Here is a 10730-nt window from a genome sequence, read left to right as displayed (position 1 = left end):
CTTCCGATCTAATTAAGTAAAGAAAAAGAGCATATGGAATTGAATCCATACACTCTATGATTACTGGAACTTTATTTCATTTTTAATTCAACAAACTTGAAGTTGTCAGTTTAGAAAACCGGAAGTCAATCAAATAAAGCTTCCCATTTTTCTGATTGCATTGCATTAAAACACATCGCAATTTGTTCTTTATTATTCTTTTCTTCTGCAAGTTCTGGAAGCTCATCAATTCCAAAATAATCAAAACCTGTTGTTTCAATATTCGTTTTAAATTGACCGCCCGTCACTTCACATTGCATAAAAATCTTACATACTTTATACGCATATATTGGAAGATTATGTTTCTCCCTATCTTGAACAGCAATCACACGTTTTACAGTAACATCAAGTCCTGATTCCTCTTTGACCTCCTTTATTGTATTCTCCTCTACGGAAATATCGACATCACACCAACCTCCCGGTAATGACCAAGTACCATTTGCTTCATGAACCAATAATATTTTCCCGTCTTTAAAAATCGCAGCCCTTGTATCTATTTTAGGAGTCTGATATCCTACATCACTGCAAAATAAATTTTGAACTTTTTCTGTAGATATTTCAGTTTTATAGCTTATCATTTCAGCAGAAATTTCTCGGATTCTTTCATATCGTTCTATATCAAATTTGTCCTTTCCATAAAACAAACCACCCTGAGCAATAGCTTGTAATTCTACTGCCCATTTTAGCCATTGTTCGTTTTTATTCATAGATTATCGCTCCTTTAAATTCCGAGTTGTTAAACTCTTTCTAACCTCCATCTTCTTGCCCTTCGGACAAGAAGCATCCCTCGCTCTAAGAGCTCGGTCAATTCCGATTTTAATGTCTCTATTATACCATAATGATACTATTATAAAAAAGGAAAAAGAGCTCCTTCGAGCTCTTTTGATTCAGTTCTGTAAACTGGAATTTGACAAGTACCTTATAGCTTCATATTTTCAAACCTATTATATCAATTTTTTCTTGATTTAATCATAAAAAATGCTATACCAGCAACTATTATGTATCCGAACAATGAAATAACAGATGATTCAATTCCAAATTCTCCACCTGTGATGGCGAAATCTTTTGAATTAAGTACATATGTCATTATAGAATATTTATCCATTTTTTCCCCAATAGCTAATCCTCCACCAATAATCACAACGTTCCAGATAGCATGAACTATTCCACTATTCCAAACTGAACCACTTTCTATTGCAATCATCGAAAACATAACGCCTACCATCGTTCCGGCGATAATTACTAATAAACAACTGCCTATTGAAAAATCCTGTCCAAGAACATGTACAATACCAAATAACATTGATGGAACAATTACAGCCACCTTAATATTCCATCTTTTCTTTAATGCATTAAGTATAACTCCTCTAAACACCATTTCTTCAACAAATCCAGCCGCTATTCCGGTAAATGCAACCCCTGCACTTAAAGTAATGAACATCTGATTTCCATTCATATTTGAGGATACATACTTACCGTTGAATATTAAAAGATAACTTCCTTTTATAACAAACGGTAATAATACAGCTATTAAAATCCATCTTATTTTAATAGCAAATTTAGGCATTCCGAAATCCGAAGTCGGCAATTTAATAATTTTGCTAATAAACATTTTCAGAATAAGATATGTCAATCCAGCATATATTATTCCAGCGATAATATTACAAATGCCCGTTGGAATTTTTATTATAACAAACATACTTGCAATGGATTGTGCAATAATCTGTGTGATTATTAAAATAAATATGGCAACAAATGATGTGCTAATTGCTTTTTTTGTACTCATTTTATTTCTCCTTTATAACTTTCGATTTTTCAATCCGAATAATTTTAGTTTGCCGCTTCCCATTTTGCAATCGCCGAACGGGACACATTCATTTTTTCTGCAAGCATTTCTTGTGTAAACCCATTTGCACTTCGCAGTTGTTTTATTCTTTCTCCCATTGTCATATAATGCACCTACTTCCCCAGAATTTATTTTACCACGTATTCTTCTGTTCATCTGTCACCTGCATCGTATCCGTATTTACCAGATAAAAATCTACCAATTCGGTCTCGTAATTACCGTCTGGATATACTTTTTCTAACACCAGTTCTTCGCAAGAATTACCATCCGCATCCGTCTTCGCCCCGTTGTCATACAGACAATATTTTACATTTACCGTATTACCATCTTTTGTTTCCTGCGTTTCACTGACAACACCATAGATTTCTCCTTTTGCATTCGCAGTGTAACTGAATGCCATATTTTGAAGTGCATTATTCTCCTGAAGATAATTATAGACCGCCAGCATCGCATTCTGAATCGTCAGACCATCATGCTGTCCTTCTGCCTCATAATCTTCTACCACATCTCCGTTCTGAGTATCTTCTGTCACTTGGGAATCCTCTGTATCCGCATCCGATGATTCTTCGTTATCTTCTTCAGCATCCATTATATCTGAAGAATCCGAAGACCACCACAGACCATCCATACTCTGCATAATAAATAGATTATTGGTTCGATATCTCCGCTCGCCGCCATAATCCTCCTGCACGGTTATATACGTATATTTGCTGTCATGACCAGTCACCGTCTCCGCTCCATCCATTCCGAACACTACACTCAGACCACTCATTCCAATAATCAAAAGTGTAAATATCGCAGCAGCTCCAAAAATGATTATTAATGCCACTCTGTTTTTACCAGGCTGTATGGATAATGCCTGGCAATTGTGTCTGTACAAGCTTACGATTCCCCAGATTAAAAGAATCGCCAGACTGATTGTAATAACAGCAATCGATATTTCTGCGAAACGATATCTCACTTCATATCCCATATCACGGTTTATACCATACCACAATCCGTAAAAGAAGGTACTATATGCAAGAATCAAAGTAATGACACTAATCCGTACCGGATGCTCTTTCTTATCCGGCACTACCTTTTTCAGTGCTTCTACCATCTGCACTGTATCTCTCTGCTCTATCCATTCAGCAAGCTCAGCTTCTGGCGGATATACACATTTAGTATCCGGAATCCCTGCATAACGCATCTGGCTCTCTTGAAGCCCTTCTGTATCTCCTGCCACTACTGCTGTAACCACTTTCAGGTAATAATACACCTTCAACTGTGCCGGATTAAATTTATCTATACAAATATCTTCCAGCTCCTGTGTAGCCCGTTCATAATTGTCAAGAAGTATACTCATCCTTGCCATAACCAAAAGCATCTGATTCGCCACAGCAGGGTAACGTTGATATTGTTTCTCATATAAATACTGTGCATACTCATGTCGTTCTTCCGGTGTTAACCGGTAGGACTTCTTTCTACTCTGTGCCAGCATCGCGATTCGCATACCATAAGCCACTTCTAAAATCGCAATCAGCTGGCAGATAAATGCACCAAATCCCCAGATATCTGTTGTACGATCCACATAGGTTACCAACACAATGCCTAGCATTGCCGGAATCACGATCAACCATTTTGCCCAATCTGATTTTCTCACACTAACACCCTCCTGAATAGTTTTTCTGAATATAGTATATTACCGCACACACCAATCAACCATATACGCATTTTCAATTAATATCATACTGATCCGCTTGTCATCCCTCAAAACTTGAAGTTGTATCATCACTTATCTTTTTTTGAAAAAATAAGACTGCCAGATATACCAAAAGATATACCCAGACATATTCCGATTCCAATTCCAGCCATGCTGTTTAATGAGTTTATGAAAACAACGCTCCAAAGTATTGTTGCGATTATTCCGATAGTGACTCCTATAATTATCTTTTTGCTTTTCATAAGCTTTGTCCTTTAACTTCCGATTTTTCGTTCTCAGCGACTTCCCAATAAATGGGAATTTAACGTTCTCTTTTATGCCTATCAATAAGCAACAAAACAAACATAATAAACCATATCCCCCATGCAATCAAACAACCAATTCCTAGATATTGGATATCTATGATTATTCCAATAATAAAAGGAACTGACATAAACATCATTCTTTTTCCATATGCCTTACACATAGCATTCTCATCGTATTTCTTTCGTTCATCCGCTGATTTCATATTATAACCCGACAAGAAATTAGCAGCTTTTCCTTCTGATTTATAAAACCACATTCCAAACAAAAACATAATCACTGCCATCATAAAGTCAAAAACAATATAGATCATATAATCATAGAACATATAATACAATTTCTCCTTTCAGCCAATCACTCTTATCTCTTTGAATTTTCTACATTACTCCTCATCTTTGACCAAACATAGCAAATCAGTATATCCTGACTGCATAAGTAATTGCTTAAAACCAGAAAGCACTTCTTCTTTTGTATAATTGTTATTTTTCAAAAACTCACTATCCTTCTCACTAAGGTATTGGTAGAAAAGAGCTGCTGCCATTACCTCATTTCTGTCTGTATAATCAATGCTATCTAAAAGTATATTCTCTGCTTCGTTAATTTTCCCAGAATCAATCATATCAAGAAAATCTTTCAAATTTTTCCCTGATACTTCATATTTATTTTCTTTTTCAAGTTCAACAGAAACATACTTTTTCCCAAACATTAAAGAAAATAATACTCTTACCATTTCTTTTATCATTCGCATAATATAGTCTTTTTCGTCTGTGAAATACATTTTTCACCTCCATAACTACCGATTTTCCAACAATACAAGCAGGAAATTATTTATCATCTGTATTGTTTTCCTTTTTCTTATGAGTCGAACCCAAGCAAAGAAATGAAGAACCAAGACATAACCATACTATAGCCATAGAACTTTCATTTCCACTCGTAAAGCCAATAGCTGACGCTATGAAAAACAGAACTGATGCAATGTAAAATAAGATTGATTTGTTTATCCCTTTTTTCATAAATAAGCATCTCCTGCAAACAATAATTTATTTTAATAAATATTTTTTAAACGCTTTATGATTATCAAAGTGGACTTCTCTAAAAAACAGAACTAACCAAATAATATAGGTTGGTATAGCCATATATGGGGTTAAAAGGCAGGATAATGTCGCTCCTGCTAACATTATAACAGTCCATATGAAGCACTGATTTCTTATATCACGAGAGATCTGAGCTTTATCATACATTGCTTGTTCTTCTTTAGAAAATGAATTAAATCCTGAAACAAATTTAGTTGCTTTTTCCTTAAAAATCGCAAATAACACACCTATAATTACAAATGGTATAACCAAAATTATACATGACCAAAATCCTATATTCATAATACATACCTCCTCTTAAAATACCAATTTCTCAGTTTCAAAAACTGGAAGTTATTGATCTTCTGAATCCAATCCAAGTTCTTTCAGCTCTTTTTCGTTTTGGATATCTTCAACAGTTTTCTTTCCAGTGATAGCACTGTAGGCTTCTTTGATGCCATTTTTCACTGCCCATTTGATAACGAAATACAGCGCAATCAAAATAACAATTGCGGTTCCTCCACTTATACCTAATTCATTCCACATAATTCAATCCTCCAAATTTCGATTTCTATTTTCGTTTCCATAGCATAGTGTACTCTTTTTCACCAGTAGCTTCATCCAAGCCTTCACATTGAATAATGAACCCTTCTCTTTGGTAAAAAGAAATTGCTCTGGCATTCTTCTGGTATACATTTAATCGTAAGCTAACTTTTTTATCCTTAACATAATCTAATAAAAGCTTACCTATGCCACATGACTGCATTTCATCGGAGACAAAAATACCTTCTATATATTTATCATTTAGTCCTACAAATCCTTGTATCATTTTATCTGCTTCAAACACATAAACTTCGTATTGTGACATCATTTCTTTTACTAATTCATAATTACTTTTCCAGTATTGATTGGAAATAAAATAATGTGCTTTCAGATTTGTCTTTAACCATATGTCAGCAACTCTATCGATATCTCCGTTCAGCAACTTTCTAATCATAACAAATTTTCTCCACAACTACATCCTTTATGCTTTTCTCTTTTTTTCATTCTATCACAAGCTCACCATTAATCATCATTTTTTTTGATATTTTTTCTTTTCCCCCACTGTAAAACAGCCTCTGAGCGTTTCGTTATATAGAGGGGTACACATACAGAGCAAGATCCACCCGTGTTTAACAGTATTGCCACTTGGCATCCTGTTCTCCTATGGGTTTTATCTTGATGGGGATCTCCCCATACCCTCTTCATAACAGACGTTTCACTTGTCTGTTGGTTTCACCTAAAGGTGTTCACAGCACTATTTCTAATATCGGAAGGGACAGCCGATATTGAAATACGTGGACTCCCAGTGGGCGGAATAGTAGCAACGGAAGGAGGAGTATGAGAACAAAAAACAAAGATAAAGAACTAAATCACAGACATTTTGTTGCAGTACGACTGACAGATGTCGAACTCAATTTGCTGGATCAAGGAGCTACTTGTTTTTCAATCTCACGATCTGAATATCTGAGAAAACTTCTGCTTGAGAAGCAAATCAATCATCAGATTAAAGTTGTTGCAGACATGAACGATCTCAGAAAACTGGTCAGTGAATATGGAAAGATTGGATCGAATCTCAATCAGATTGCCAAGCATTTTAACAGTGGTGGCAGTCAGTCACGTGCTATAGAAAATGAGATTCATCAGTGCATCACGGACTTATTCCTATTAAGAAAAGAGGTACTGAAACTGGCAGGTGGTATGAATGGCAATCGTAAAACACATTAAAAGCAGAAATGCAAATTACTCGGCTGCTATCAATTATCTTCTGTTTGAACATGATGAAAAAACCGGGAAAAAGATTGTAGATGAATCCGGACGAAGCATCCTGCGAAAAGAGTTTTATATGGATGGACTGAACTGTGATCCGATGTCTTTTGACAAGGAATGCGAACTGACAAATGCTCATTTTCACAAAAATAAGAAACGTGAAGATATCAAAAGTCACCACTACATTATCAGCTACGATCCAGCCGATGTTACAGAAAATGGACTTACCGGCGAGAGAGCACAAGCAATCAGTTTGGAACTTGCAAAGCAGATGTTTCCTGGATATCAGGCACTGGTAGTTACTCACACCGATGGCCACAATGAATCCGGAAATATCCATACTCACATCGTCATCAACAGTGTGAGGAAGACTGCAGTGGAAAGGCAGCCTTATATGGATAAACCACATGAAGAAGTTGCCGGATACAAGCATCGTTCCACGGATAAATTCATGAACACTTTTAAGAAAACTGTCATGGATCGTTGCCTACAGGAAGGACTTCACCAGATAGATCTTCTTGCTCCGGCTGAAAGAAAAATCACTCAGAAAGAGTATATGGCACAGAAACACGGCCAGCAAACAATAGATGAGATCAATCGGAAAATTATCGAAGATGGTCTCAAACCAACATCCACCGTATTCCTTACGCAGAAAGAATATTTGCGACAAGCGATTGATGAATGTGCTGTCACTTCCAGTAATTTTGATGAATTCCAATCTAAACTTCTGGAACTATTTCAGATCTCTGTGATTGAGCATCGTGGCAGATACAGCTATCTTCATCCTGATCGACAGAAGCGGATTTCTGAACGTGCACTTGGAACACGATATGGAAAAGAACACCTGGAACAGACCTTCTTACGCAAGGATCCATTGGCCATTCTCTACGTCAGATCTCACCTGTGCCTGGTTGTAAATCTCCAGACAAATGTGAAAGCAATGCAGAGCCCGGCTTATGCTCATCGGGTAAAACTTTCTAATCTGCAGCAAATGGCAAATACCATTATCTATGTGCAGGAACATGGATTTGATACGCAGTCAGATTTGAAAAACACACTGCTTGCATCAAAGCAGGAATTGAAAGAAATGCAGACACAGTTTGCTCAGCATCGGTCCAATCTAAGGACTCTCAATGATCAGATCCGCTACACCGGACAGTACTATGCAAACAAGGAAGTTTATTCCCAATTTTCAAATGCAAAGTACAAAGGAAAATACCGGAAAGAACATGCGAAAGAAATTCAGAAATATGAAGAAGCCAGAGATTGGCTGAGATCCTTTTATCAGGATGGAAAGAAGACAAGCCTAAAAACCCTGACTTTACAAAAAGAAAAACTGCAACAGCAGATAGCTTCCGAAGAAGAAGCAATAAGCAGCTTGAAAGAAAAATTAAAAGATCTGGACACTGCCGATCAGAATGTTGATGCCATTCTTCAGATGCAGATTCCAGAACCAGTGAAATCAAAAACCAAAGATCTCGAACGATAACTATTACAAAACAAAGGAGGAACTATCACATGACACAAGAAGAATTTAATGTTGTATTTGAACTTCAGATGAGAAAGTGTGCCGATATTCTGGCACATAAAAAGAAAGAATATACCGGTGATAATATTGACCGCCTCAGTGCATTCAAGATTGCTGCCGCTTTACAGAACTGTGATCCAAAAGCAGCACTGGCCGGCATGATGTCGAAACATGTCGTATCCCTTTACGATATGTGTTATTCCACTCTGTTACATTTTGACATGGAACAGTGGGATGAAAAAATCACAGACTGCATCAATTATCTGATCCTTTTAAAAGCTCTGGTAAAGGAGGAACAGGCCTATGGATCACATTGAAACAGCTATCTTAAACTGCTATGGAATCCGGGAAGCAGAACAAAATATGGTCTTTGCTGCCAGGCTCACACAACACGGTCATACGATTCAGAGCATGGCAGATCTGATGGACCTTTACCATCAATCCTACAGTCAGAAGACCGTAGAAAACATTGCGGGGCTTCCACATCCAACCGTACAGAAATTCATGGTCATTACCGTGGCTGTTGTTGGTGCAAGCAGACGCTTCCTGGCACAGATCACAAGGCATCAGAACGAAGTAAAGTACATGAGTGCATCTCTGCAGTACAGCAATTATTCCGGTCACGCTGCATTTGCTATTCCATATGGGATCATGAAAGCAGATAAAGAAATCCAGGATATTTACAAAAAAAGCTGTCAGTCAGATCTGGACCACTATACAGAACTCTGTGCCTTAGGCATTGATCATGATTCAGCCGGATATGCCACACCTCAGGGACTTCGAAACGTACTGATCATCAGTGCAACGCCTTACCAGTGGAAGCATATGATCGGTCAGAGAACCTGCAGAAGAAATACGGATGAAACAAGGATTGTGATGCTACAGATCTGGCAGAGATTGTACAAATTAAGCCCGATTCTTTTTGCACCGGATCTGACCGGTCCATTCTGTCAGAGAGGAAGCTGTATGGAAAAACAGATGTCCTGCCAGAATCCTATTTCAAAACTTTGGATACCGTCAGATATCTTAAAAGCAGATTATCCATTGCTCATCAGAAGGGAGGTGAGCAGCCATAAAGATTAAACTGATTGACTTTGGTCTGAAAGCAGATCATTATCCCTTCCGGCCACATGAAAATGATGCCGGTGCTGATGTATTCATGCCTTATGATTGCGTATTAAAACCAGGTGAGGTTGCAAGAATTCCACTTGGATTTGGTCTCATCATCCCCGATGGATTTGCCGGATATGTCTTTCCACGAAGCAGCATGGCAGCAAAAGGACTGGTATGCGAACTTCCACCGATCGACTCCGGTTACCGTGGTGAGATCCATGCCATTATCAGCAACGTAAGCACATCTTCTCAGACCATTCATAAAGACACACGCGTCGGTCAGCTGGTGATTACACCAGTCGTGATCGCAGATTTTGTCCTGGACCTTGGTAATGAACGAGGAACCGGGGCTTTTGGAAGTACAGGAGAATAATACTATGATTACATTTGGAAGAAAATTAAAACACTTAAGACAGAAAAATCATCTCACCCAGAAAGAACTCGGCATGGCTGTTGGATTTCCAGAAAGCTGTGCTGATGTCCGGATTTCTCAGTATGAAAGCGATGTCCGAACACCGAAAGAGGATCTTATGAAACTCTTCGCATCAAAACTCGGTGTTCCGGTTGAACTCTTTACCGTACCGGTACTCTCAGAACCCAGGGAGTATGAGGCAGCGGAGTATTGGAGGTATGAGTTAGGGGCAGAACTAGATTAAGTGTCATAATACTGAAATGAGGCAACGGCTTTTCCGCTGCCTCTCTCTTATCATTTTTTGGGGTAATAATTGAAAATATCCTGCGTTGAGCAATCCTCTTTTTCTGCGCTTTATCTGCATATCTATATATTTCATTTTATTTCTGTTCCATCGATAAAAAGCACATATTTATCTAGATTATGAACAATATCATAATCTTTTCCATATTCAATCGGTCTAAATTCTATCTGCATAATGGATTTTCCATTTTCGATATCTTCTTTCCAAGAATATACGGTCATATCAAGGCTGGTTGCATATCCATGATCTGTAGAAAATTTTATTGAATGAAATGAATTCTCTTTGTACATTTTTAAAAGCAGTCTTGCAAATGCTTCTTTATCAGAAATATTTTTTCTGATAGCAACTACTGTAAGATTTTCATCTCTATTCATAGAAAAACTGCCAACTACATCTGGCTCACCTTCTTTATACTTTAATAAGCTTTTTCCAATTATCATTCCAACAATAATCGAAAAAACGATAGCAACAAATACAAGTGTTATATTATTTTTCTTCATTTTATTAAGTTCCTCAGAATTATATATAAGTCTTTAGAACTACTATATCATATTTTCACGTTAAACCAAATAAAAAAGAAGAGCAATAAGCCCTTCCATCT

General features: G+C 37.2%; 18 protein-coding genes. 6 read left to right on the top strand and 12 right to left on the bottom strand.

What is annotated here, in order from left to right:
- Window positions 1–125: 125 nt before the first annotated feature.
- The 11 genes from H8S07_RS10185 to H8S07_RS10135 form a co-directional block, all read right to left on the bottom strand.
- Window positions 126–746 carry an NUDIX hydrolase N-terminal domain-containing protein gene (locus H8S07_RS10185; RefSeq protein ID WP_005334860.1) on the bottom strand — a complete coding sequence of 207 codons (621 nt, stop codon included), beginning with the start codon at window positions 744–746 and terminating at the stop codon, window positions 126–128.
- Window positions 747–988: 242 nt separating this feature from the next.
- Entirely contained in the window at window positions 989–1825 is an 837-nt protein-coding gene (locus H8S07_RS10180; protein WP_005330836.1) for a CPBP family intramembrane glutamic endopeptidase, read from the bottom strand.
- 44 nt (window positions 1826–1869) lie between these two features.
- A complete protein-coding gene (locus tag H8S07_RS10175; RefSeq protein ID WP_242853585.1) occupies window positions 1870–1983 on the bottom strand; it encodes a helix-turn-helix transcriptional regulator in 114 nt (37 codons plus the stop codon).
- A 35-nt stretch (window positions 1984–2018) separates the two neighbouring features.
- Window positions 2019–3527: a hypothetical protein gene (locus H8S07_RS10170; RefSeq protein ID WP_173909106.1), complete on the bottom strand. Its 1509-nt coding sequence runs from the start codon at window positions 3525–3527 to the stop codon at window positions 2019–2021.
- A 128-nt stretch (window positions 3528–3655) separates the two neighbouring features.
- Window positions 3656–3829, bottom strand: coding sequence for a hypothetical protein (locus tag H8S07_RS10165; RefSeq protein ID WP_173909108.1), 174 nt, complete (start codon window positions 3827–3829; stop codon window positions 3656–3658).
- 59 nt (window positions 3830–3888) lie between these two features.
- Entirely contained in the window at window positions 3889–4218 is a 330-nt protein-coding gene (locus tag H8S07_RS10160; RefSeq protein ID WP_330415344.1) for a DUF3784 domain-containing protein, read from the bottom strand.
- Window positions 4219–4272: 54 nt separating this feature from the next.
- Window positions 4273–4668 carry a DUF6483 family protein gene (locus H8S07_RS10155; protein WP_117570147.1) on the bottom strand — a complete coding sequence of 132 codons (396 nt, stop codon included), beginning with the start codon at window positions 4666–4668 and terminating at the stop codon, window positions 4273–4275.
- Between the two features lie 46 nt (window positions 4669–4714).
- A complete protein-coding gene (locus H8S07_RS10150; protein ID WP_005342828.1) occupies window positions 4715–4903 on the bottom strand; it encodes a hypothetical protein in 189 nt (62 codons plus the stop codon).
- A gap of 27 nt (window positions 4904–4930) precedes the next feature.
- Window positions 4931–5266 (bottom strand): DUF3784 domain-containing protein, encoded by a 336-nt coding sequence (locus tag H8S07_RS10145; RefSeq protein WP_023923463.1) that lies wholly within the window; start codon window positions 5264–5266, stop codon window positions 4931–4933.
- Between the two features lie 51 nt (window positions 5267–5317).
- Window positions 5318–5509: a DUF6019 family protein gene (locus H8S07_RS10140; RefSeq protein WP_008373533.1), complete on the bottom strand. Its 192-nt coding sequence runs from the start codon at window positions 5507–5509 to the stop codon at window positions 5318–5320.
- Between the two features lie 25 nt (window positions 5510–5534).
- Window positions 5535–5960 (bottom strand): GNAT family N-acetyltransferase, encoded by a 426-nt coding sequence (locus tag H8S07_RS10135; RefSeq protein ID WP_055053942.1) that lies wholly within the window; start codon window positions 5958–5960, stop codon window positions 5535–5537.
- Between the two features lie 383 nt (window positions 5961–6343).
- Here H8S07_RS10135 and H8S07_RS10130 point away from each other — a divergent pair, with 383 nt between their 5' ends.
- The 6 genes from H8S07_RS10130 to H8S07_RS10105 are packed head-to-tail and all read left to right on the top strand — an operon-like array spanning window position 6344 to window position 10069.
- Entirely contained in the window at window positions 6344–6730 is a 387-nt protein-coding gene (locus tag H8S07_RS10130) for a plasmid mobilization protein (RefSeq protein WP_029471621.1), read from the top strand.
- Window positions 6708–8261 carry a relaxase/mobilization nuclease domain-containing protein gene (locus H8S07_RS10125; RefSeq protein WP_055057102.1) on the top strand — a complete coding sequence of 518 codons (1554 nt, stop codon included), beginning with the start codon at window positions 6708–6710 and terminating at the stop codon, window positions 8259–8261. The genes H8S07_RS10130 and H8S07_RS10125 overlap by 23 nt, the downstream gene beginning before the upstream one ends.
- A gap of 29 nt (window positions 8262–8290) precedes the next feature.
- Window positions 8291–8617, top strand: coding sequence for a hypothetical protein (locus H8S07_RS10120; RefSeq protein WP_029471619.1), 327 nt, complete (start codon window positions 8291–8293; stop codon window positions 8615–8617).
- Window positions 8604–9383 carry an FAD-dependent thymidylate synthase gene (locus H8S07_RS10115; RefSeq protein WP_029471618.1) on the top strand — a complete coding sequence of 260 codons (780 nt, stop codon included), beginning with the start codon at window positions 8604–8606 and terminating at the stop codon, window positions 9381–9383. Before H8S07_RS10120 ends, H8S07_RS10115 begins: the two co-directional genes overlap by 14 nt.
- Window positions 9373–9786 (top strand): dUTP diphosphatase, encoded by a 414-nt coding sequence (locus H8S07_RS10110; protein ID WP_029471617.1) that lies wholly within the window; start codon window positions 9373–9375, stop codon window positions 9784–9786. Before H8S07_RS10115 ends, H8S07_RS10110 begins: the two co-directional genes overlap by 11 nt.
- Window positions 9787–9790: 4 nt before the next feature.
- Entirely contained in the window at window positions 9791–10069 is a 279-nt protein-coding gene (locus tag H8S07_RS10105) for a helix-turn-helix domain-containing protein (RefSeq protein ID WP_029471616.1), read from the top strand.
- A gap of 131 nt (window positions 10070–10200) precedes the next feature.
- Here the strand turns inward: H8S07_RS10105 and H8S07_RS10100 are convergent, their stop codons facing one another.
- Window positions 10201–10629 (bottom strand): hypothetical protein, encoded by a 429-nt coding sequence (locus H8S07_RS10100; RefSeq protein WP_186855953.1) that lies wholly within the window; start codon window positions 10627–10629, stop codon window positions 10201–10203.
- Window positions 10630–10730: the final 101 nt, after the last annotated feature.

Source organism: Dorea hominis, from assembly GCF_014287705.1.
Lineage (GTDB): Bacteria > Bacillota > Clostridia > Lachnospirales > Lachnospiraceae > Dorea_D > Dorea_D hominis.
This window is presented reverse-complemented; position numbering and strand designations above follow the sequence as displayed.